The sequence below is a fragment of the Paenibacillus allorhizoplanae genome (assembly GCF_927798215.1).
GTDB classification, from domain to species: Bacteria; Bacillota; Bacilli; order Paenibacillales; family NBRC-103111; genus Paenibacillus_E; species Paenibacillus_E allorhizoplanae.
The window spans coordinates 1-22,097 of the sequence record NZ_CAKMMW010000030.1 but is presented as its reverse complement, the minus strand read 5'-3'; the positions used below and the strand labels follow the sequence as shown (position 1 = coordinate 22,097).

Annotated in this window: 18 protein-coding genes; 9 read left to right on the top strand and 9 right to left on the bottom strand. The window is 48.9% G+C overall.

Annotated elements, in window-relative coordinates:
* Positions 1-92: 92 nt before the first annotated feature.
* The gene (locus L6I86_RS31180) at positions 93-779 is read right to left on the bottom strand and encodes a DNA-3-methyladenine glycosylase family protein (RefSeq protein WP_236292543.1); all 687 of its coding nucleotides are present in this window, start codon (positions 777-779) and stop codon (positions 93-95) included.
* A 148-nt stretch (positions 780-927) separates the two neighbouring features.
* On the opposite strand from L6I86_RS31180, the gene L6I86_RS31175 reads away from it, so the two are divergent.
* The 4 genes from L6I86_RS31175 (at position 928) to L6I86_RS31160 (ending at position 7,110) form a co-directional block, all read left to right on the top strand.
* Positions 928-2,928, top strand: a complete 2,001-nt coding sequence (locus tag L6I86_RS31175; protein ID WP_236292541.1) for a GTP-binding protein — start codon at positions 928-930, stop codon at positions 2,926-2,928.
* Positions 2,929-3,118: 190 nt separating this feature from the next.
* On the top strand, positions 3,119-3,697 hold the full coding sequence (locus L6I86_RS31170) for a glycerol-3-phosphate responsive antiterminator (RefSeq protein WP_236292623.1): 579 nt from the start codon (positions 3,119-3,121) through the stop codon (positions 3,695-3,697).
* Positions 3,694-5,202 (top strand): glycerol kinase GlpK, encoded by a 1,509-nt coding sequence (glpK, locus tag L6I86_RS31165; protein WP_236292539.1) that lies wholly within the window; start codon positions 3,694-3,696, stop codon positions 5,200-5,202. Before L6I86_RS31170 ends, glpK begins: the two co-directional genes overlap by 4 nt.
* Before the next feature lie 135 nt (positions 5,203-5,337).
* The gene (locus L6I86_RS31160; RefSeq protein WP_420851958.1) at positions 5,338-7,110 is read left to right on the top strand and encodes a glycerol-3-phosphate dehydrogenase/oxidase; all 1,773 of its coding nucleotides are present in this window, start codon (positions 5,338-5,340) and stop codon (positions 7,108-7,110) included.
* Between the two features lie 375 nt (positions 7,111-7,485).
* Here L6I86_RS31160 and dgoD read toward each other — a convergent pair whose 3' ends face one another.
* The 7 genes from dgoD to L6I86_RS31125 form a co-directional block, all read right to left on the bottom strand.
* Positions 7,486-8,634 (bottom strand): galactonate dehydratase, encoded by a 1,149-nt coding sequence (dgoD, locus tag L6I86_RS31155; protein ID WP_236292535.1) that lies wholly within the window; start codon positions 8,632-8,634, stop codon positions 7,486-7,488.
* Positions 8,635-8,657: 23 nt separating this feature from the next.
* Entirely contained in the window at positions 8,658-9,305 is a 648-nt protein-coding gene (locus tag L6I86_RS31150) for a bifunctional 4-hydroxy-2-oxoglutarate aldolase/2-dehydro-3-deoxy-phosphogluconate aldolase (RefSeq protein ID WP_236292534.1), read from the bottom strand.
* A gap of 28 nt (positions 9,306-9,333) precedes the next feature.
* Positions 9,334-10,950, bottom strand: a complete 1,617-nt coding sequence (locus L6I86_RS31145) for a response regulator transcription factor (protein ID WP_236292530.1) — start codon at positions 10,948-10,950, stop codon at positions 9,334-9,336.
* Complete coding sequence (locus tag L6I86_RS31140) at positions 10,947-12,704, bottom strand: sensor histidine kinase (protein WP_236292526.1); 1,758 nt, start codon at positions 12,702-12,704, stop codon at positions 10,947-10,949. Before L6I86_RS31140 ends, L6I86_RS31145 begins: the two co-directional genes overlap by 4 nt.
* Before the next feature lie 108 nt (positions 12,705-12,812).
* Positions 12,813-13,628, bottom strand: coding sequence for a carbohydrate ABC transporter permease (locus L6I86_RS31135; RefSeq protein ID WP_056622278.1), 816 nt, complete (start codon positions 13,626-13,628; stop codon positions 12,813-12,815).
* Complete coding sequence (locus L6I86_RS31130) at positions 13,625-14,587, bottom strand: carbohydrate ABC transporter permease (RefSeq protein ID WP_420851957.1); 963 nt, start codon at positions 14,585-14,587, stop codon at positions 13,625-13,627. Before L6I86_RS31130 ends, L6I86_RS31135 begins: the two co-directional genes overlap by 4 nt.
* Positions 14,588-14,598: 11 nt before the next feature.
* The gene (locus L6I86_RS31125) at positions 14,599-15,945 is read right to left on the bottom strand and encodes an ABC transporter substrate-binding protein (RefSeq protein WP_236292525.1); all 1,347 of its coding nucleotides are present in this window, start codon (positions 15,943-15,945) and stop codon (positions 14,599-14,601) included.
* Positions 15,946-16,222: 277 nt separating this feature from the next.
* Here L6I86_RS31125 and L6I86_RS31120 point away from each other — a divergent pair, with 277 nt between their 5' ends.
* Complete coding sequence (locus L6I86_RS31120) at positions 16,223-17,263, top strand: Rossmann-fold NAD(P)-binding domain-containing protein (RefSeq protein WP_236292524.1); 1,041 nt, start codon at positions 16,223-16,225, stop codon at positions 17,261-17,263.
* Positions 17,196-17,825, top strand: coding sequence for a LysE family translocator (locus tag L6I86_RS31115; RefSeq protein WP_236292523.1), 630 nt, complete (start codon positions 17,196-17,198; stop codon positions 17,823-17,825). The genes L6I86_RS31120 and L6I86_RS31115 overlap by 68 nt, the downstream gene beginning before the upstream one ends.
* A gap of 52 nt (positions 17,826-17,877) precedes the next feature.
* Here the strand turns inward: L6I86_RS31115 and L6I86_RS31110 are convergent, their stop codons facing one another.
* Positions 17,878-18,762 carry a LysR family transcriptional regulator gene (locus tag L6I86_RS31110; RefSeq protein ID WP_236292522.1) on the bottom strand — a complete coding sequence of 295 codons (885 nt, stop codon included), beginning with the start codon at positions 18,760-18,762 and terminating at the stop codon, positions 17,878-17,880.
* A 131-nt stretch (positions 18,763-18,893) separates the two neighbouring features.
* Here L6I86_RS31110 and L6I86_RS31105 point away from each other — a divergent pair, with 131 nt between their 5' ends.
* The 3 genes from L6I86_RS31105 (at position 18,894) to L6I86_RS31095 (ending at position 21,591) form a co-directional block, all read left to right on the top strand.
* Positions 18,894-20,114 (top strand): MFS transporter, encoded by a 1,221-nt coding sequence (locus tag L6I86_RS31105; protein WP_236292521.1) that lies wholly within the window; start codon positions 18,894-18,896, stop codon positions 20,112-20,114.
* Between the two features lie 81 nt (positions 20,115-20,195).
* A complete protein-coding gene (locus L6I86_RS31100; RefSeq protein ID WP_236292519.1) occupies positions 20,196-20,852 on the top strand; it encodes a glycosyltransferase in 657 nt (218 codons plus the stop codon).
* Between the two features lie 151 nt (positions 20,853-21,003).
* On the top strand, positions 21,004-21,591 hold the full coding sequence (locus L6I86_RS31095) for a TVP38/TMEM64 family protein (protein ID WP_056622260.1): 588 nt from the start codon (positions 21,004-21,006) through the stop codon (positions 21,589-21,591).
* The last annotated feature ends 506 nt before the right edge of the window (positions 21,592-22,097 follow it).

The following is a 22,097-nucleotide window of genomic DNA, read 5'->3' as shown; positions in this document are numbered from 1 at the left end:
CTCGCGTTTTTTTGCGTGAAGCGGCCTTGTGGAAGCTGGGGAGGCGAGCATGGTCCCGTCACTCCCCCAGATTCAGCAGGAGCTAAGCTTCTCTACGCCTGCATCGGTTTCACACACGCTTCCACTGGCAGGCCAGAATCAACGAGGCCTGTATCGATGGCGCGCCATAAATAGAGCGAGCCAAAGCTGCGATAAGGCGCCCAGCCTTCGGCGGCGACGCTTAAGTAGTCCTTATCTTTGCGCTCGGGTAGCGTATGCAGCCAACGGGCTGCACGCTGCAGACCGGCATCGCCGAGTGATAGAATGTCGGGTCGGCCCAAGGTGAAAATGAGGAACATTTCGGCGGTCCAGACGCCGATGCCTTTGACGCTAGTCAGCTGCTTCAGAAGTTCTATGGTATCTACATCCTGCAGCTGATCAAGCATGACTTCGCCGCTCAGCACCTTGGTGCTAAGGTCGCGGATGTATCGGATTTTGGGATAAGAGACCCCGCATTGGCGGATAGCTTCCTCATCTGTTGCGAGAACATCCTCTGGCGTAATGGAAGGGATGATTTGTTTAACTCTGGTTTTAATCGTTAATGCGGCTTTGGCCGAGAGTTGTTGTGAAATGATCGACATGACGAGAGATTCATAGGGACGAAAGCTGGGTGTAAGTGTGAGCTCGCCGATGAGTTCGATTAGACGGGCTAGTTTCGGGTCAGCTTGAGATAGGGCGATGATGGCAGGGTGCTGGTTATGAAGTTTAATGGTTGTAGTAGGCACGGTAGGTTGGTGCATAATAATTCCTCCTCTGAAAAATCATGTCCAAAACGGCGCATTCTCGCTGACAATTCTCTCAAGATGAGAGGATTAGGTGGCTTATCCAAATTGACTCTCTTTGAGTATAATAGAAGAAAGAATGAAAGCCAAAGGGGCCGGAGCCGGAATGACAGATGAGAAACGCATAGCGTCGAGAAGGAACGTGGGGATATTTGCGCACGTCGATGCGGGGAAGACGACAACTACGGAGCATTTGCTATATCTAAGTGGGCGTATTCGCGCGCTAGGCAGTGTAGATAGCGGGACGGCACAGACGGATTCCCTGGAAGTAGAGCGTGAACGGGGGATTTCGGTTCGCAGCGCAACGACAAGTCTAGTGTGGCAAAATACATGGATCAATCTGGTAGATACGCCAGGTCACGTCGATTTCTTGTCGGAGGTAGAGCGTTCCTTGCGTGTGATGGACGGAGCGATCCTGATTATTTCTGCGGTGGAGGGCGTGCAGTCGCAGACGGAAATGATCTGGCATGCGCTGCAATCGCTTAAAATCCCAACGCTTCTCTATATGAATAAACTAGACCGTGTCGGCGCAGACCCCGAACGCGTCTTGCAAGAGATTCATAAGCAGCTCACGGGGATGGCGGTGCCGATCTATGCGCCGCTGGGCATTGAAGACACGTTCCGCGGAGCGCAGAACGTGCTGGACGACGCGCCACCTGCAGTCGGCGCGCTCCCTGGATTCGACCTCGCCGCCGCGGTCGAAAAGCTCTCCGAGCTCGATGAGGCGCTGCTCACGAGCTACATCGAAGGTGCGCCCATCGCGGCGCACGACGTCAAGACTGCCCTGCAGCGATACGCGCGGCAGGGGGAGGCTTTCCCTTTGCTGGTCGGAGCCTCCAGCAAAGCAATAGGCATAGAGGAGCTGCTCGCAGCGATCCTCGATTACTTGCCCGAGCCGCGCGGCGATGCGGAGCAGCCGCTGTCGGCTGTGGTGTTCAAGGTCGAGCGCGACAAGACCATGGGGCGCATGGCGTACGTCCGCCTCTACGAGGGGACGATTCGTAACCGGGACACCGTCGTCAATGTCACGCAGGGCGTGGAGGAGAAGGTGACCCAGATTCGCCGCATCGACGGCCGCAAAGCCGAAGATCTCGGTGTGGTCGCCGCGGGCGACATCGCGGCCGTCTGCGGCCTGACGCAGGTGCGGATAGGCGATGTGCTGGGCCGGCCGGACAGCGTGCCGCCTGCGCCGCGCATGGCGGTGCCGCTGCTGACCGTGCAAGTGCACGCCGAGAGCGATGCGCAGTATCCGGCGCTCGTCGCCGCTCTGCAGGAGCTGACGGACGAAGATCCGCTGCTCGACCTGCAATGGCTGCAGGATGAGCGTGAGCTGCACGTCAAGGTCATGGGCGCGATCCAGCTCGAGATTCTGACGAGTCTCTTAAGCTCGCGCTTCGGTCTCGTGGTAAGGTTCGATCAACCTTCCGTCATCTATAAAGAAACGCCTTCGCAAGCGGGTGAAGGCTTCATAGCTTATACGATGCCCAAGCCGTGCTGGGCGATCTTACGGTTTCGCATCGAGCCGGGTAGCCCGGGCAGCGGGCTCGTGTACGAGTCTCAGGTACGCGGCGAGCAGCTGCTCGTGCAGTACCAGAACGAGGTAGCGCGCCGCATACCGGAGGCGCTGCAGCAGGGGCTCTTCGGTTGGGAAGTCACCGATATAAAGGTGACGTTGGTGGAGGGGGAGCACCACGTGTGGCACACCCATCCGCTCGATTTTGCCGTTGCGACGCCGATGGGCATCATGCAAGGGCTCGCGCAGACGGGCACGACGCTGCTGGAGCCGATGCTGCAAGTACGCATCACTGTGCCGGAAGAGTTCGGTGGCAAGGTGCTTAGCGACCTTGTGCAGATGCGGGCGACCTTCGATGCGCCTAGCATAGCGGGAGGCCGATTCGTCCTAGAAGGGCGGCTCCCAGTGGCAACGTCGCTCGAATATCCCGTGAAGCTAAGCGCCATGTCGGGTGGGCGCGGCGTGATTACGTCCTCTTTTGCAGGCTATCAGCCAAGCCCGCCAGATGTCCATGCAGAGCGCAAACGGCGCGGTGTTAATCCGCTCGATCAGTCGAAGTATATTTTGGCCGTACGAAAGGCCTTATCCAACTAAGCTCTCTGGGTGTAACCATCGACCATTGACAGGGCATCCATCCATTGAGTAAAATACAGGTAAGTTAATAACATGTGACGGAGAACAGGAGACTCACTCGGATTGCCCTTTGAATATTGGAGGCAAATCTTGGTGAGTCTTTTTGTCATGGCGGTCATGTTCAGAAGTTCAGAAAATCGAGGTGAAGCGCATGTCGCTGCAGGAGCAGTGTATTTTACCAGCCATCCGTAAGATGAAGGATTTAGAGAAGCTCATGAAGTCGTCGTATACGTATATCGTGCTGCTCGACAGTCATATTGGTCAGCTCAAAAGCATCGTAGACCTAGGTCGAGCCCATGGGAAGAAGATGCTGCTTCATGCGGATTTGATCGAAGGGCTGAAAAACGACGAGTTCGCGGCTGAATTTCTGTGCCAAAGCATTCGCCCTGCGGGGATCATTTCGACGCGTGGTAATGTGATTACGAAGACAAGGCAGAATGGCTTGCTCGCGATTCAACGGCTTTTTCTGCTGGATAGCTCGGCGCTGGATAAAAGCTACACCTTGCTCAAACGCACGCAGCCGGATTACATCGAGGTTATGCCGGGTGTCATTCCGCACATTATCAAAGAGGTGAAGGAGCGTTCGGGTATTCCGATTTTTGCAGGCGGACTGATCCGTTCCATTGATGATGTGGAACAGGCGCTTGCGGCAGGAGCAACGGCGGTGACGACCTCGAACCATGAGCTTTGGCAGCATTACAATGGCGTGACAAGGAGGCATAATCAATGACAACAACGGGATCCAAGCCCTCATATATCCTTTCCCTTGATCAGGGGACAACGAGTTCTAGAGCGATTTTATTTGATCAAAAAGGAAGTATCGTGCATACTTCTCAGCAGGAATTTAAGCAGTATTTTCCGAAGCCAGGCTGGGTAGAGCATGATGCGAACGAAATTTGGCTGTCGATTCAAAGTGTGATCGCAACGCTTCTATCTGAGACAGGGGTGCAGCCTACGGAGATTACCGGAATCGGCATCACGAACCAGCGAGAGACGGCAGTAGTGTGGGATAAGCATACGGGGATGCCGGTGTACCATGCCATTGTATGGCAGTCGCGCCAGACGGTAGACATTTGTGAGGAGCTGAAAGCTGCGGGCCTGAACGACCTATTTCGGGAGCGGACGGGACTACTCATTGATGCGTATTTTTCGGCGACTAAGATCAAATGGATTCTCGACCATGTTGATGGAGCCAGAGCAAGGGCTGAGCAGGGAGATTTGCTTTTTGGCACGATGGACACGTGGATCATCTGGAAGCTGACAGGCGGCAAAGCGCATGTTACAGATTACTCGAACGCTTCACGCACGCTCATTTATAACATTCACGAGCTGAAGTGGGACGAGGAGCTGATGGGACATTTGGACATTCCCGCAGTGATGTTGCCCGAGGTTCGATCTTCGTCCGAGGTGTATGGGCATACCCAGGAAAGCCTATTCTTCGGTGCTTCGATTCCGATAGCGGGCGCGGCTGGGGATCAACAGGCGGCTTTATTCGGCCAAGCCTGCTTCGAAAAAGGGATGGCCAAAAACACCTACGGCACAGGCTGCTTCATGCTGATGAACACAGGGAATCATGCGATTCCGTCGCGCAGCGGCCTTTTGACTACCATTGCATGGGGCTTGAACGGGAAGGTTGAGTATGCGCTGGAAGGCAGTATTTTCGTGGCGGGCTCGGCGATCCAATGGTTGCGAGATGGGCTGCGCATGATCAAATCCGCGAAGGATTCCGAAGAGTACGCCAAACGCGTCGTATCGACCGATGGTGTGTATGTGGTTCCTGCTTTTGTGGGGCTGGGGACGCCGTATTGGGATAGCGATGTGAGAGGTGCGGTTTTTGGGCTGACACGGGGGACGTCGAAGGAGCATTTTATCCGGGCAACGTTAGAATCTCTTGCGTATCAGACGAAAGACGTGTTGCAAGCGATGGAGGATGATTCAGGCATTGAGCTAACGAAGCTGCGGGTTGACGGCGGTGTGGTGAAAAATGACTTCCTTATGCAGTTCCAAAGTGACATGCTGGGCGTCACGGTTGAGCGTCCGGTTATCAATGAAACGACAGCGTTAGGGGCGGCCTATTTGGCTGGTCTAGCGGTTGGTTTCTGGCAGGATCAGGCGGAAATCGCGGCGCAGTGGCAGGTGGATCGGGCTTTTGAGCAGGAAATGGCAGCAGATTTGCAAGAAAAGTTGTACAACGGATGGAAAAAAGCAGTAAATGCCGCAATCGCTTTTAAATAAATGCATACAGTGTTATACTACACCTAACAAGTTCATATTCGGTTGGAGACTAGGAGAAACCACAGCGGACCTTAACGTGCAAACGTGATAGGTATGTTGTGGTTTTTTCATATTCATAAAAAGGGAGAGATTGGCATGGCAACAGGACAAATGGAAGCTGGACAACATAAACGGGTCGATCAACGTAGACAATTTAACGGGTTGAAAAGGAAAGAGACGCTGGAAGCGATGGCGCAGCAGCAATTCGATGTGATTGTGATCGGCGGAGGGATTACCGGCGCGGGTATTGCGCTGGATGCGCAAAGTCGCGGACTTCGCACAGCATTGATTGAGATGCAGGACTTTGCTTCGGGAACATCGAGCCGTTCGACGAAATTGGTGCATGGTGGACTGCGGTATTTGAAGCAGCTGGACGTAAAAGTTGTAGCAGAAGTAGGTAAGGAACGGGCGATTGTGTATGAAAATGGCCCTCATGTGACGACGCCGGAGTGGATGCTGTTGCCTTTCTATAAAGGCGGGACTTTCGGCAAGCTTTCTACGTCACTCGGCTTAAGAGTTTACGATTTCTTGGCGGGGGTCAAGCGTTCGGAACGACGCAAAATGTTCAGCCCTAACGTGACTTTGCAGCACGAACCTTTGCTTAAGAAGAAGGATCTCAAAGGCGGCGGTTACTATGTGGAGTATCGTACGGATGATGCGCGGCTGACCATTGAAGTTATGAAAAAAGCGGTGGAGCTCGGCGCAATGGCGGTGAATTATGCCAAGGTTGAGGAATTGATCGTCAAGGATGGGACGCTGGTCGGGGTGCGGGTTGTGGACCAGTTGGCTGGAGCGGGTGGAACGGCTGGAACAGATGGATCAGATGGGAAAGACGGGAGAGAACGGACAGCTTCCTATTCGCTGTATGCGAGCAAAATCGTGAATGCGGCGGGGCCGTGGGTGGACACGCTACGCGAAATGGACCGCTCGAAGCAGGGGAAAACGTTGCATTTGACCAAAGGAGTGCATTTGGTTTTTGATCAGAGCCGATTCCCGCTGGGGCAGGCGATCTATTTCGATACGCCGGACGGGCGGATGGTGTTTGCGATCCCGCGCGATGGCAAAACTTATGTCGGCACGACCGACACGAACTACAAAGGGGATATTGCGAATCCCCGTATTACTTTGGCTGATCGCGCCTATGTGCTGCGTGCCGCGAACGAAATGTTTCCGTCCCTCGGTTTGACCGAGGCTGACGTCGAATCGAGCTGGACCGGGCTGCGCCCGCTGATCCATCAGGAGGGCAAAGACCCTTCCGAGATTTCGCGTCGCGACGAAATCTTCGTGTCTAGCTCCGGCCTCATTTCGATGGCCGGGGGCAAGCTGACCGGCTACCGCAAAATGGCGGAGTCGGTCGTGAACCAGATCGCCGCCATGCTGGTGGCGGAAGGCAAGGTCTCGGCGGCACTCCCGCCGAGCCGCACGAAGACGCTGCCGATATCCGGCGGCGATGTGGGCGGCTCCGCGCAGCTGGCGCCGTTCTTGCGCAGCAAGGTCAGCCAAGGCCTGCGGCTGGGGCTGACCGAGCCTGAGGCGATGCTGCTTGCACAGCGATACGGGTCCAACGTGGACACCGTATTCGCGCTGCTGGAGCAGCACCGGGATGAGGCGGAGCGGCGGGGTATGCCTGCCGCGGTGCTCGCTGCGCTCGTGTACGCGATCGAGCGCGAGATGGTCGTGAAGCCGGCGGATTTCTTCATCCGCCGTACGGGCGCCCTCTTCTTCGATATCGCGTGGGCAAGACAGTGGAAGGCTGCGGCGACGGCCTTCCTGGCGGAGCGCTTCGGCTGGAGCGAAGCGCAGACAGCGGCTTACACCGCCGAGCTGGAGCAGCTGCTCCATGAGGCGGTTCATCCGCTGGAGGCTTAAGCTGCTATTGTAGGCTTTCAATCACATAAACGTATTCCATGTCATTAGCTAGCGGAACTGCAAATAGAATAACTGGAATTTCTGTAGCTAATTTAGCCCAAGTAGTTCTTTTTGGGAAATTAACTGGAATTCCTCCAGCTAAAATGAGCCATATCCCGTGTAATAGGGATTTTCGGCCGATATAGCTGGAGTTTTTCCAGGTAATCTGCGATTTAGCGGAATTGCGCAGGATTTAACTGGAGGTTTTCCATCTATTGCTTCGAAGCTAGCTTATCCAGACCTCTAAGTGCCTTGCAAACAGAATAAGTCGTCCCACAATTCATCAAGGAATTGTAGGACGACTTATTTGTGCTTGTTAGAGGTGAGTTTCCTCTCCTACCACTCCGCCACTGTACCATCCTCTTGACGCCAAATTGGATTCTTCCAATTGTGCCCGATGGCCGCCATTTCGCGGACTTTCTCTTCATTGATTTCGATCCCTAGGCCGGGAGCCGTTAAATTCTTCACGAAGCCATTTTCATATTGGAACACGGAAGGATCTTTCAAGTAATCCAGCAGATCGCTGCCTTGATTATAATGAATGCCCAGGCTTTGCTCCTGAATGAACGCGTTAGGTGAACAAATATCCAGTTGCAGACAAGAAGCTAAAGCGATTGGACCTAACGGGCAATGCGGTGCGATGGCAATGTCATACGCTTCGGCCATTGCGGCAATTTTCCGGGTTTCTAAGATCCCACCAGCATGCGAAAGATCTGGTTGAATGATGTCGACGATGCCTTGGGCGAGTAGTTCTTTAAAGCCCCAGCGTGTATACATGCGCTCTCCTGTGGCGATAGGACACGAGGTATAACGAGCGATTTCTTTCAGCGCCTCATTGTTTTCAGGCAGAACGGGCTCCTCAATGAACATCGGGCGATAAGGCTCGAGCTCTTTCACGATGATTTTGGCCATCGATTTATGAACGCGACCGTGGAAATCGATGCCGATGCCGACATCTTTGCCAACGGCCTCGCGGACGGCCGCAATGCGGGCAATAGCTTCATCTACTTTGCGGATTGAATCAATATAATGAAGTTCTTCTGTAGCATTCATTTTCACCGCGGTGAAGCCAGCTTGGACTTGCAGCTTAGCAGCTTGGCCTACATCACTCGGGCGGTCTCCGCCGATCCAGGAGTAGACACGTGTGCGGTCACGGCAGGCACCGCCTAATAAATCGTATACAGGGGCGTTATAGAATTTGCCTTTAATGTCCCAGAGTGCTTGTTCAATACCGGAAATGGCACTCGAAAGAATCGGGCCACCACGATAAAATCCTCCGCGGTATAGCACTTGAAACATATCTTCGATCCGCATCGGATCCTTCCCGATGATATGGTCGCTCATTTCCATTACGGCTGCTGCCACCGTATCGGCTTTCCCCTCAACGACAGGTTCTCCCCATCCTGTAATGCCTTCATCCGTTTCGATTTTCAAAAACAACCATCTTGGCGGTACTTTGAACAGTTCTAATTTCGTAATTTTCATGGTATGTTTCCTCTCCCTGTACCTTAGAATGTTTGAAAGTTCACTGCATGTACGGCCGCCATGAGCTGCTCGGCGTAGGTAGTAATCGCACTGTAATTACCTTGTTGAATTTCGTTAAGCGCTACCAAATTTCCTCCTATACCTACAGAGGAGGCGCCAGCTTGCAGATAAGAAGGCGCATTTTCTTTTGTTATCCCTCCGACTGCGAGGATATTGAGTTCATTTAGAGGACCTCTGATCTCTTTCAAAAACGAAGGACCTAAGCTCGAGCAAGGAAAAAGCTTAACGATCGGAGCGCCGTAATTCATGGCCTGCACGATTTCGGTTGGTGTCATAGCACCCGGCATCGGAGTTACTTGATGCGCTAGTGCTGTCTCGATCATGCCTTGATCGACATTCGGGGATATAAGGAACTCTGCACCTGCTTGTATGGCTTCTGCGGCTTTACTGGCATTAAGGACTGTCCCAGCTCCAATGATCATGCGGCCATCATACTTTTCACGCATGTGATCTATGATTTGGAGTGCATTCGGTGTATTCAAAGTTACTTCTGCAAGCTGAATACCCCCTGCAGCAAGTGCCTCGAATAGAGGGGGCGCCTGCGTGAGTTCAATTCCCCGAATGATGGCAATAACTTTGGACTGATGTAACCTGTTTAAGACGTTTGGCATAGCGCTGCTCATCCTCCATTCTTTCTGGTTAAGAATATTGATCGCGATACTCCTGAGGGGTCATCCCGTAATGCTTTTTGAAAGCATGATTAAAGGAGTGCGGACGTTGGTATCCGAGCTGCGTAGCAATTTCGTAAATTTTATCGTGACCGTTTTTTAACAGATAGGAAGCTTTATCCATACGTACCCGATTGACGTAGTCGCTTAGATTATCGCCAGTTTCCAATTTGTAAATTTTAGACACATAAACAGGGTGCAGATACACGTGATCCGCAATCGATTGCAAGGAGACATCGCTGGCTAGATGCAGATCAATAAAAGAGCGAATGTCATTAATTAGGGTGACCCGGCTATCTTTTCTCTCCTGATCCATATCCTCCATCATCCGATGTAAGGAGCGAATGGACCATTCACGTAATTGGTTCACGCTGCGGAAGGGAATGCCTTCCGTCATTTTCTCGTAGTCCCCGCCAATGAGCTGATGCAAGGGTCTGCCGTTTTTATGAGCAATATAAGCAAAAGCGGATGCAACCGAGAAGTAAACCTCCAACAGGTGCTCTTGGGACTCCGAGAACTTGGCTTCCATTTCGTCGAAAATCAATGAAAGCTTCTCTTCGGTATCTTCCCAGCGGGCTGCCTCCAAGAGATGATTGAGTGTAGGAGGTTCATACAGTTTCTGCAAAGCGGAAAGCTCCGTTTGGGCGGAGTCTTCGCCGAGCACCATTAATAATTCATGTTCGCTCCCAATCCGCTTACGAAAGGCACTTAGAGAGGAGTTATATAAGGTTGTGATATCCCCAGGAAACTCCCCCCAACTGCTGAGTAGAATGGAGATTTTGCCCTTCAAATAATTGTTCACGGCGGATTGGAGGACAGCTGCTGTTCGTTCAAGCCAAGCAGGGTCTTCCTTCTCGGTAGTAACCGGCTTCCGTTTCATGATAAAAACCAAATAATCATGTGCGTCTTTGGTAGACCAGCTATCGAATTTCTCTGCAAATAATTCCTCAACCATATTACTGATGGCATATTCCATTAAGGATAGACGCCCCATATCATATTCAAGGAAGTCAGATTCAAGTCGAATCATCATACATACACAAGTCTGTTCATGAAAATCAGGGAGTTCCAGCATAAGCATTTTCTCTTGGAGCGATTGCTCAGAAAGTTTGCGTCCCTGAAGGAGATCATTTAGCAAGTTTCCTCTCAGTAGAGGCAGGTTTTCTTTGAACGTGTAAGTAAGCCGCTGGGTGGAGATGACTTCTTGCCATTCCTTCTGAAGCTTATCCATGACCCGACCAACCGTAGCCAGCAAATCCTTCTCTGTAACGGGTTTTAATAAATAATCCTCCGTACCTTGAAGGATGGCCTCTTTGGCATAGCTGAAATCAGAGTAACCCGATAAGAGAATACACTTCGTTTTCTGCCATCTATCGTTGATTTCAGCAATCAGTTCCAAGCCAGTGATCCCCGGCATTTGAATGTCTGTAATGACGATATCAATGGAGAATTGCTCAAGCAGCTCTAACGCTTCTTTACCCGAATAAGCCTTGAAAATTTGTTCGATGCCCAGCGACGCCCAGTCAATCGTAGCGTGCAGCCGATCTACAACATGCGCTTCATCATCAACAATGAGAAGTTGAATCATGGTCTTCTCTCCTGAGCAGCTGGAAGAGCTTCCTGCTGCTTCTCACGCTTCCAAGTCAACACTGCCTTCATGCCCCCATCTTCTCCTAATTGAAAAGTCAGCCCCGATCCTTCTCCGAATTGATAAAATAGCCGATGATGAATATTCCATGTACCACAGCCAATGTCATCGGACATTGGTTGCTCCAGCTGTTTCGATAGCTGAGTGAATTGCTCTTGGTTCAGACCAGGGCCGTTGTCCTCGACAATCACTCGGTTCCAGTCCCCATCTTGCTCGCCTTTGATGGTGATGCGGTCACTTTCCATACTGCGTTCAATGCCATGAATAATGGCGTTCTCCACCAAAGGTTGAAGAATTAGCCTAGGAACCGATTCGTTCAACATGTCATCCGGCATGCATATGTCATACACTAACCGATGAATACGCAGTTGCTGAATGTTTAAATAGTGAATAACGAAATTCACTTCTTCCTGCAGCCGAACGACTTGTTTCTCGACTCTTGTTGTATACCGATAAAACTCGGCTAAATTTTGTGACATAGCCACAACGGACTCCTTATCATCCATCTCAGCTGAATTGATAATGAAGAATAACGAATTGTACAGAAAGTGCGGATGGATCTGTGACTGCAGCTGCTTCAAAGTGGCTTCGCGCGAGCGTATTTTCTCCGCATAAACATCTTCAACCAGCACTTGAATTTGCGTTGCCATTTCATTAAATCGTTGAATGAGGAAATCAAATTCATTCTTGGCTTTGTAGTCAATGCGTGCCGATAGGTCGCCTCTTTTCACCTTCTGCACACTTTGAATCATCTTGCCGATAGGTATTTGAACATTCCGATACAAGATAAAAGAAGCTAACACACTCAACATGAGCAAAAGTCCGATCGATATGTAAAACAATTTGCGGGTCATGGTAATGGGAGATAGTATTTTCTGAACGGGCACATAGTCGACCAAATACCAATTTAATTGCGTTGATTTCACATAGCTGACCAAATACTGCTGTTTGTCGATTTTTATTTGCATTTGGCCGGAGAGCGGTAGCGTAGATCCCGTTAGTTGCTCTCTGATAGAGGTCGTAATGGACGAATTTGAAGAGCTGTTGAGAATCAAGGATTGCGCATCATCCACCAAAAACGGATCGCTTCGTTTATCTTTCTTATACACATCCAGCAGCTGAACCATATTCTGTACACTAAATCTCACTTGATAAAGCACATTCGTTTGATCCACAATCTGCGCACGAATGGGCTCGCTAACTTCCCTAATGAACGATCCGACACCTTTGTCACCTTCACGTATTTCATAGGTCCAAGTTCTCTGAATCGGCCTATGCCAAGGCCATGCGTCGGTGCCATTTACGAAGATGCTGGAGGATAGCACTTGCTTTCCTTTGGGAATAGCTATCGTGAGTTCATTTACCCATCCACTGGAGACACTTTGCAGGCTAAGCTTTTGGATGATGCGCGATTGTTCCTTCAGCATGTCATAATCCGGTGAATCGTTCTTATCGATGTACTCTCTCACATAGGGGTCACTTCCCAAAATCACGGGAGACATCGCTAATCGCTCCACATCTGCATCCAGCTGGTGCATAAAAAAAGACAGTTGGTTCAAATTGGACGATTGAATCTGATCTTGAACGACGTTGTTTGTAATGCGATTCGTATAACTGTAAAGCAAGACAATGGGAATCAGTAGCAAAACTAACAGAATTAAAATTTTGCTGAAAATATTCAATTTATAGGGCATGCGAAATCACCTTCCACGTATCTGCTAAGCTAACCAACTTCAAATTTAATATACGAGAGATACTGTCCAAAAGAAAGGCGGCATCTCCCGTATTCACAATTCTGGTTGTTAACCTTTAACAGCACCGGCGGAAAGTCCGCTTACTACATAACGTTGAGATACTAAAGCGATGATGAGAACCGGAAGTGTAATGATGCAGGCGGCTGCCATCAATGCTCCCCAGTTGATTTCGGAGTAGGACATAAAGTTAAATACAGCGATCGGGAGCGTCTTCGTTTTGTCTCCAGCCAGAATTACGGAGAACATGAAATTGTTCCACGAGAAGATGAAAGAGAGAAGAGATGCCGTAATAACGCCAGGTCCCGAGATGGGCAAAATAATGCGTAAGAAAACTTGGTGGTGCGTACAGCCGTCGATGAGACCGGATTCTTCGATTTCGGTAGGCAGAGCCTCGAAGAAAGAGATCATAATCCAGATAATAAAAGGCAGTCCAACAAGCATATGGCTTAAAATAAGTGCTGTATACGTGTCCACCAAGTGGATTTTGGAGAACAGGATGAACCAAGGAATTAGAAAGGTAATTCCCGGGATAATTCTCGCGACTAAGATGAGAAGCCCTAGCTTATGAAGGTGATGACGAGCAATCGCATAGGCCGCTGGGAGTCCTAGAATAAGTGACAACAGTGTCGAACCAGCAGCGACGAGGAAGCTATTCCAAATGAATCTAATGAAATCATATTCTTTAAACACACTGACATAGTTATGAAACGTCGGTTTGAAAATAAACATTTGCCCTGTCGATAAGATCTGTGATTGTGTCTTAAACGATGCGAGGAGCATCCATACGAATGGAAATGCAAACACAATGACAACTAGGAAGGTAAGCAGCGTTTGTGCAATTCTCGGACCCTTCTTTTTTTTCATGATGTCGTTCCCTCCATTCGTTTACGCATCCAAATCATAAATAACGTCAGTCCCATCACTAGTGCGAAGAAAATAACGAGTAGTGATGAAGCCATCCCAAGCTTAAAGTATTGGAAACCAAGCACATATCCGTATAGATTCAAAGTCTCTGAAGCGAAGTTCGGCCCGCCTTGCGTCGTCGCATAGATGATATCGAATGTCTTCAAGACGTCAATCAATCGCAGCATAGCGGCCACAATAATGGTCGGTCTTAATAATGGAAGTGTAATGGAAACAAACTTTCTCCATGTACTTGCGCCGTCTACATCCGCAGCTTCATAAGGATCTGTTGGGAGTGTAGCTAACCCTGCCATAATAATGAGTGCAATCATAGGCGTCCATTCCCACACATCGACGATAACAAGCGAAGGGATAACCTGAGTAGGTGAAGCTAACCAGAGGAGTGGCTGTAGACCAAACGTTTTGAGCAGCATGTTGGCTACTCCGATGGTAGGTTCGTAGATCAGCATCCAGACTAAGCCCATGGCAACCGGTGTTGCTACCATTGGCAGTAGAAAGATTGTTTTTACGATATTCTTCCCGCGGAACTCTCTGGAAAGAAGCAAAGCAATGGCGATACCAAGAATCACTTCGAGGGTAAGCGCTGCGAATGTGAAATAAAATGTAGAGCCTGCTGCATGCCAGAAGCGTTCATCTTTGAACAAGGCTATATAATTCGACAAACCAACCCAGAGAGGTGGTGTCGTTGCGGACATGCTCCATTCATAGAAGCTGATCCGAACGGTATAGATGATCGGAAACAGCATCATAAGCAGGACGAAGATGACCGCGGGGAGTGTATAAATCCATTTTAAGTTGCGGTTAAACCAACTGTATTGCACGCTGCATGCACCCTTCCTGATGTCGTTATTTTCTGTATGAAAGATGAAAAGGGCCATCAGATGACCCTTTTCACCCATTGATCATGTAGTTATCTTGTTTTATCTTTATCCATAATGGTTTGCAGTGCTTGGTTGGCTTTGTCTGCCACAGGTTGAAGATTCGTTTCACCTGACATAACCTTCTGAACAATTTCACCAACAGCATCACGAGCTTCGCCTACACTAATTACGGTTGGGCGGTCGTGGTCAATGCCTGTTTTGGCACTTTCTTTGATGATCGGAACGAGCTCAGCAGGGAAGCCTGTTGTACCTTCCGGTTTATCCCAAATCGAAGCGCGGGCACCAGGGTTACCTTTTTGCTGTGTTTTCAACACAATATCTTTACTTGTTGCCCATTGAATGAACGCCCAAGTCGCGTCTTTGTTGGCGGATTTGCTGTTCATCGCAAGTCCCCAAGATGTAATACTGTACGGCTTGGAGCCTGCTTTACCCCCAGGGAATACAGCAAACCCAACTTGATCAGAGATTTTCGATTTCGCCGGGTCTGTTGCGTTCTGGTAGAGTGAGTTCGCATCGGTTAAGAAAGCGACCTTACCCTGAGCGAAGATACCGAAAGCTTGCGGCCATGACATATTGAGCACACCTGGAGGTGCATAATCTTTCAACAATGTGCCGTAAGTTGTAAAGGCTTTGAGCGCTTCAGGCGTATTAATGCTAGCTTTTTCGCCTGTTGTGAAGTCTGCACCTTCGGAGTATAGGAAAGAAGAAACTTGCGTAACAAGTGGAGATCGTTGGCCTCTGGCTACGAATCCGTACATCTCATTCTTCGGATCATGCAGCTTTTTAACCGCCGCGGTAAGCTCCTCTAACGTTTTAGGAACAGCAATACCCGCCTTTTGCAACAAGTCTTTCCGGTAGTACAAAATTTCTTGTTCCGTAATAATCGGGATACCAGCTAATTTGGAATCAACGGTCGTTGAACCGATGGCGGATTTTGAGAAATCATTAAAGTCGTAGTCTTTTGCTTTTTGAGCGTATTCGTCAAGCGGTTGAAGCCAACCATTTTTGTAGAAAAGCTTGCCTTCTTGAAGAGGGCGATACATAAAAACATCAGGTGTTGCAGAACCAGATGTGAATTGCACGGTCAGTTTCTGTGTGAGCTGATCTTCGAAGAAGTTTTCAACATTCACTTTGATACCCGTTTCTTTCTCGAAGTCGGGAAGCAAGGGTTTAATCGCTTCTGCCCAAGGATGGTTAGCTGTTACTAAGGAAATTGTTTTTCCTGCGAATGGTTTCGCATTAGCTGTTGCAGCAGCCCCTGGTGCTGTTGTTGCTTGTTCTGTCTTCGTGGATGTATTGCCGCATCCTGCAACCACCGTTGCAGCCATGACGACTGTCGTGCTGACACCAATCCATTGTTTGAATGATTTTTTCATGTAATATGTGACCTCCCAAGTACGTTCAAGTGGTTGTGTTTACATCTCTAAGAGTACCTGATTCCTCTATTTGGTTGATATAACTAAGATTCAATATGGATAACTACGACTGAAGGAAATGGGAGTGATGTAAGTTAGTGTTACCATTTTTTCGGCAAGAATGAAAAAACAGGCTGCACGGATGTTCGTGCGCCTTATTTTTTTGTATGTGTAGATGAGGGACATCTATGTAACTATTGACACATATTCCTACTCCGTCTAAAATGTATAAAAATACATGACAACGAATAAATATACGAAAGTGGTGACGAAGTTGCAACACCTGTTATCTTTACAAGAGCTCGACAAAGCTGCCTTATTGTCCATCATTCTCAAAGGCATTGAGATCAAAAACAATCCCGAGGCCTACTACCATCACTGTGAGCGCAAAGGGTTGCTCATGCTTTTCCAGAAATCATCGACCCGAACGGCGCTTTCGTTTCATTCAGGTATTCATCAAATGGGTGGCTATGCGGTGAATATGGACTGGGATGCCAGCAATTTCAGTATCTCTCCAATACAATACGAAGCCCGATATGCATCAAGAAACTGTGATGTGATCATGGCTAGACTCAAAAAGCATGCAGATGTACTAGAATTAGCCGCCTATTCTCAGGTGCCTGTGATTAATGGATGCTGCGACATGTACCATCCATGCCAAGCGCTTGCAGATTTAATGACGATTTATGAAGTCAAAGAAACTTTTGAAGGCGTAACGCTAGCTTATGTTGGCATTCATAATAATGTCGTCAATTCCTTAGTTGCAGGTTGTATGACATTGGGAGTTAAACTGCTGCTAGTCACCCCGATCGTTAATGAAGCTTCATGGGATGAAGAATTAATGAAGCAAGCGTACCAAAGTGGATACGTCGAGGAAGTCGAAGTGCTGTCTGCTGCGATGAAAAGGGCTGGCTTTATCTACACAGATACCTGGGTCGACATGGAGTTTTTCTCGGATGCACAGTATCAAGAAGAAAGGGATCGTCGAATTGACATCATGATGCCTTTCCAGATCAACAAACGCAGTCTTGGGAAGCATTCACCCTATATCATGCATGATATGCCCATTCATCCGGGTTTTGAAATCTCAGAAGACGTAATTGAATCAGAGCAATCTATCATTTATCAGCAAGCGGAAAATCGGATGCATGTTCAAAAGAGCTTGCTTTTACACCTACTGAACTTAGAGTTGAAGGGGGAACTCAATCGTCATGACATTCACGACGCTCCTCGCTTTTGCCTTAGTCTCACTGGGCATGGTGTGCACGCCCGGACCTAATATGATCTACCTCATATCTCGCTCGGTCACGCAGGGAAGAATGGCGGGCATCATCTCACTGTTGGGCATTGTACTTGCCTTCCTGGTCTACATCGTGACTACGATGTTGGGGCTGTCGGCGTTGTTTTTGGCAGCTCCCATTGTGTTCGACGCTGTAAAGCTAGCCGGAGCTGCCTACTTACTATGGCTGGCTTGGCAAGCTGTCAAGCCGGGTGCTAGATCGGTGCTAACCGCACGAGATCTTCCCGTTGACGCGCCCAAGAAGCTATTCTTGATGGGCTTCATGACCAACCTGCTCAATCCGAAAGCTGCGGTCTTGTATGTGTCGCTTCTGCCTCAATTCGAGGACCCTGCTAGGGGCTCATTATTGCTGCAGAGCGCATCACTGGGACTCACGCAAATTACGGTGAGCTTTACCGTGAACCTTGTAATCGTGCTAACGGCAAGCCATATCGCCGGTTGGTTTGGCACACGACCGAAATGGCTGCAAATCCAACGGTGGCTGATGGGAAGTGTATTAACGGGGCTGGCTGTACGGCTCGCTTTTGAGCGGAGACAATAAAACGAGAGAGGAGACCCACAGCAAAAAATCGCTGAGGGTCTCTTTTACATACCTAACCTCGCTTAAAAAAAGCAATGACAAACTCACGGAAATGAATAGCTGCTTGAGAGAGGTAATGCTTGCGATTCCAGGCGATTCCGAAGGTGCGGTGACAATAGGGCTCTGTTATTTTTAACTGAACGGTGTCAGGATTTGAAGCCCTCCTCCCTAAGGAAAGGGGAAGTGTGAAAGTAATGCCGAGCCCCATTTCGACTAAAGTTTGAATAGCGCTGACTTCCTCAAGCTCGAACGCGATGTGAGGTTCAAACCCTGCTTGACGGCAGAAGTCATCCGTAATTTCCCGGAAATTCGTTTGGGAGGATAGGGAGATGAAGGGTTCATTTGCAGCTTCTATTAACCGAATACTGTCTCTAGCGGCAAAACGGTGCCCCTTCGGGACGGTCAAATATAGCTCTTCTTCGACGAGTGTAAGCCATTCAATATCCGGTCCGATTACCGGTGTAGACGAGATACAGAAATCGATTTCGGCATTCTCGAGATCTTTTTTCATTTCCAAGGCAGAAGCCAACTGGCGCTGGATGACTCTGACGTGGGGATGAAGGGTCAGGAATTCCTTGAGCAGAGTCGGTAGCACGTAAGGAAGCGATACAAAAAGGGAGACGACGCCATGGTCGAGTCCAGCCATATCTTTGATCTCCCGTTCGCCTTCTTTCAACTCTAGGAAAGCTTGCTCAACGCGGCGGAGATAGGTCTTCCCGAAGGCATTCAATTTCACATGCCGGCCTTGCCGCTCGAATAAAGGGAGACCTAACTTCTTCTCTAGCCGATGGATGGAGTTGCTAAGTGAAGGTTGTGAGACATTGAGTTCTTTGGCAGCTTGGGTCATATGCTCAAGGCGTGCGACGGTCTGAAAATAATGAAGCTGTAGGAATTCCATTGGTTAATCCTCGCTTATTCATAACTTTGATGTGATTATTTTATCATATAATATGTATTATACTTTATTGATTTTCCCTCTTATACTAGTTCAACAGACAGAAAACCTTGGTGGAGAATGGAGCGCATATGTTGACTAGAGAGAGAATTTGGACGAAAAATTTTGTTGTCGTATGTATGAGCAGCTTTTTCATGTTTCTCACTTTTTATATTCTTGCTACGGCATTTCCCTTATATGTAAAGGATAGTTTGCACGGCGATCAGCAGCAAATGGGATTGTCGATAACGATTTATGTCATCGGAGGTGTATTGATTAGGCCCTTTTCAGGACAATGGGTCGATCGATATGGGAAAAAGAAGATGGCCATCATCGGAATGGTTATTTTCTTATTGGCTTGCATCAGCTATTTCGGTGCAAAGGGGATGTTCATGTTTCTGGTGATTCGCCTCATTCACGGCATGAGCTATGCGATTGCTTCGACAGCGACGAGTACGATTGCCTCGTCACTCGTGCCCAATTCACGTCAAGGTACGGGAATGGGTTATTTCAGCATGTTCATGAGTGTCGGCATGGTTATCGGCCCTGCGCTGGGTTTATTTTTATGGAAAGATAAGGACATCCACGTATTGCTGTTGGCGATTTGTGTGATTGCTGCGCTCTCGCTCCTCTTCACGCTAGGTATGCGAGTGCCGAAGCCAAGCCAAGAAGCGTTGCAGTCAGTGAAGCCTGTAGAAAGGGAGAAACGCCGTCTGCAGTGGAGTGATTTTATCGAGCCCAAGGCGCTGCCTATTTCGGTGGTGGGGTTTATTTTAGCTTTTGCCTATAGCTCGTTATCTGGCTTTATGTCTTCGTTCACGGTAGAAATTCATCAATCTCAAGTTGCTGGTACATTCTTTGTCGTATTTGCATTAATGATCGTGGTGTTCCGGCCGCTGATTGGGAAAATATTCGACTCATACAATGAGCATTATCTGTATTACCCCGGTATTATCCTGTTTGCAGTGGGTATGCTGCTGTTAAGTCAAGCACACTCGGCAACGATGGTTTTGGTGGCCGGCGTCATTATGGGCGTAGGCTATGGCGCGCTCTTACCTTGTTTTCAGGCACTAGCGATGAAACTGGCCCCTGAACACCGTAGAGGGAGTGCAACGGGGACATTTTTCTTGCTATTTGACCTCGGGTACGGCTTAGGGTCTTACGTCATGGGAATGATCGCTTCCGTATCGGATTATCGGATGATGTATGTCGTTGCAGGGCTCGTTCCGTTGTTATCCGCGGCTTTGTACTATGTGCTGCACCATCGCCCTCGAGCGAAAATACAACTCCATAATCAGAATGCCAAGTTAGTATAAATAGGAGAATAGGCATAAAAACGTAAGCTTTTCCTCAAAATAAACCTTGTTCGAGAATTGTTTGCAGAGGAGAAGGTTTTTATGAAACGAAGGTTCTTATTAGTAACGCTGCTTGTAATGATGGTTCTCTCTTTCACTTTCATGCCGCTGGGCGCACAAGCCACCGCTGGGAAAGAGCCTGGTTCTGCGATGTGTATGAACGATGCGAAAGTGAAGCTTAAGCAGGACATGAGGAGACTTTGGGTCGATCATGTAGGTTGGACAAGAAGCTATATCGTCAGCGCGATTGCTGGGGTAGCGGATCAGAAGGATGTATTGGCTAGGCTCCTAAAGAACCAGCAGGACATTGGTGATGCGATCAAGCCGTACTACGGAGATGCGGCGGGTAATAAGCTGGCAGAGCTATTGAGGGAGCATATCCAATTAGCAGGAGGCGTAATAGACGCGGCCAAAAGCGGCAATCAAGCTGATCTAGCTAAATATAACAAAGAGTTGTACCGCAATGCGGATGATATCGCCAAATTTCTAAACGCCGCTAACCCGAACTGGTCACAGAAAGAGCAGCAGGACATGCTGTATGCACACTTGCAATTCATTACCGATCAGGTTACCGCTAGGTTGAAAAAAGATTGGAATGCCGATATTCTCGCCTATGATAAGGGTGCGGATCATATGATGATGTATGCCGATATGTTGTCGGATGGGATCATCAAGCAGTTCCCTGATAAGTTCAAATGAGTTAATACCCGCCCACAAGCTGATACTGGATGCATCCGGTATCGGCTTGTTTTGTGCTTCAACCGTGCGTGGATTGGGGCTGTCGTGCTATAATCGTGCCATATGAACGAGAGGAGAGGAAACGTCGAAACTTGTCGACTTTTCACGCCATATGGATATCAAAGAGCTCTTATCTTATTTAACCGAAGAGAATCTGATGCTGCTTTTGGACAAGTACCGTTCATTCGGTCCATTGCCTGGGCTCCTGCTTCCTTTTATGAAATCTTTCATTCCACCGCTCCCAACATTGGTGATCATTAGCGTAAATGCGGCTGTGTATGGGCTGTGGCTCGGTTTTCTGTACTCTTGGATCGGTATTGTCTGCGGTTGCTTGGTGACGTTTGCGATTGTGAAAAAGGTGGCCGGCCACCCCTATCTCGTGCGCTGGTCGCAGAAACCGAACGTCCAAAAAAGCCTCAACTGGGCGCGGCGCCAAGCGTTCAATTATGTCTTTATCCTTAGTCTATTTCCTCTGGGACCTTTCGTAGTTATTAATATGGCGGCGGGGCTGGTGCGAATGCGTTTCCGCTCCTTCTTAGTGGCGGTTGCTGCGGGGAAAGCGGTGATGGTCATGTCGGTCAGTTTTATTGGCTACGATCTGAAGCGGTTCATGGATCATCCCTATCAGCTTATTTATGTGGCCTTATTCATTGCGATTTCTTTGTTTATTAGCAAAAAGGTAGAAAAGCGGTTTATGTAATTGGATACCGCAGGATACCCCGCCTTGCAGCAAGGCTCGTTTCCCGGGATTACAGGGAGCGAAGCCTGAGCGGAGGCGGGGTCTTTTTTACGGAAAGGGAGGAATTATAAATAACTGGATTTTATGTAGCTAATTTTGCTTTGAAACCCAATTTGAGGCGATTAATAGTATAAGGTACAGCTAAATTTACACATTTACACCGAAAGAGGGGAATATGGAGAAAATAGATGGAGTTTTTCCATCTAGATCAGGAAAATGGCCATAACCGAGAAAATTAGCTGCAGGAAATCCATCTAAAGTTTTGTTGGTGCATCAATGGACCCTCGGGGAGGGTACTGAGGACAAGCCTAGGATACCCAAACGAAGAGCGATGCTACTAAAAAGCACATATGCAACAAGAATTCGTAATCCATCCGTTCAGTTTGTTCACCAACCCATCTCAACCCCGAACCTCGCCCGAATTCAATCTCAATCAAACCAAATCGCACCCAACCCCAACCCAACCC

What these genes read in the sequence shown, in the direction of transcription:
- L6I86_RS31180 (WP_236292543.1), bottom strand. Translation starts at nt 779, where the DNA reads ATGCACCAACCTACCGTGCCTACTACAACCATTAAACTTCATAACCAG.
- L6I86_RS31175 (WP_236292541.1), top strand. Translation starts at nt 928, where the DNA reads ATGACAGATGAGAAACGCATAGCGTCGAGAAGGAACGTGGGGATATTT.
- L6I86_RS31170 (WP_236292623.1), top strand. Translation starts at nt 3,119, where the DNA reads ATGTCGCTGCAGGAGCAGTGTATTTTACCAGCCATCCGTAAGATGAAG.
- glpK (WP_236292539.1), top strand. Translation starts at nt 3,694, where the DNA reads ATGACAACAACGGGATCCAAGCCCTCATATATCCTTTCCCTTGATCAG.
- L6I86_RS31160 (WP_420851958.1), top strand. Translation starts at nt 5,338, where the DNA reads ATGGCAACAGGACAAATGGAAGCTGGACAACATAAACGGGTCGATCAA.
- dgoD (WP_236292535.1), bottom strand. Translation starts at nt 8,634, where the DNA reads ATGAAAATTACGAAATTAGAACTGTTCAAAGTACCGCCAAGATGGTTG.
- L6I86_RS31150 (WP_236292534.1), bottom strand. Translation starts at nt 9,305, where the DNA reads ATGCCAAACGTCTTAAACAGGTTACATCAGTCCAAAGTTATTGCCATC.
- L6I86_RS31145 (WP_236292530.1), bottom strand. Translation starts at nt 10,950, where the DNA reads ATGATTCAACTTCTCATTGTTGATGATGAAGCGCATGTTGTAGATCGG.
- L6I86_RS31140 (WP_236292526.1), bottom strand. Translation starts at nt 12,704, where the DNA reads ATGCCCTATAAATTGAATATTTTCAGCAAAATTTTAATTCTGTTAGTT.
- L6I86_RS31135 (WP_056622278.1), bottom strand. Translation starts at nt 13,628, where the DNA reads ATGAAAAAAAAGAAGGGTCCGAGAATTGCACAAACGCTGCTTACCTTC.
- L6I86_RS31130 (WP_420851957.1), bottom strand. Translation starts at nt 14,587, where the DNA reads ATGGGTGAAAAGGGTCATCTGATGGCCCTTTTCATCTTTCATACAGAA.
- L6I86_RS31125 (WP_236292525.1), bottom strand. Translation starts at nt 15,945, where the DNA reads ATGAAAAAATCATTCAAACAATGGATTGGTGTCAGCACGACAGTCGTC.
- L6I86_RS31120 (WP_236292524.1), top strand. Translation starts at nt 16,223, where the DNA reads ATGACAACGAATAAATATACGAAAGTGGTGACGAAGTTGCAACACCTG.
- L6I86_RS31115 (WP_236292523.1), top strand. Translation starts at nt 17,196, where the DNA reads ATGACATTCACGACGCTCCTCGCTTTTGCCTTAGTCTCACTGGGCATG.
- L6I86_RS31110 (WP_236292522.1), bottom strand. Translation starts at nt 18,762, where the DNA reads ATGGAATTCCTACAGCTTCATTATTTTCAGACCGTCGCACGCCTTGAG.
- L6I86_RS31100 (WP_236292519.1), top strand. Translation starts at nt 20,196, where the DNA reads ATGAAACGAAGGTTCTTATTAGTAACGCTGCTTGTAATGATGGTTCTC.
- L6I86_RS31095 (WP_056622260.1), top strand. Translation starts at nt 21,004, where the DNA reads ATGGATATCAAAGAGCTCTTATCTTATTTAACCGAAGAGAATCTGATG.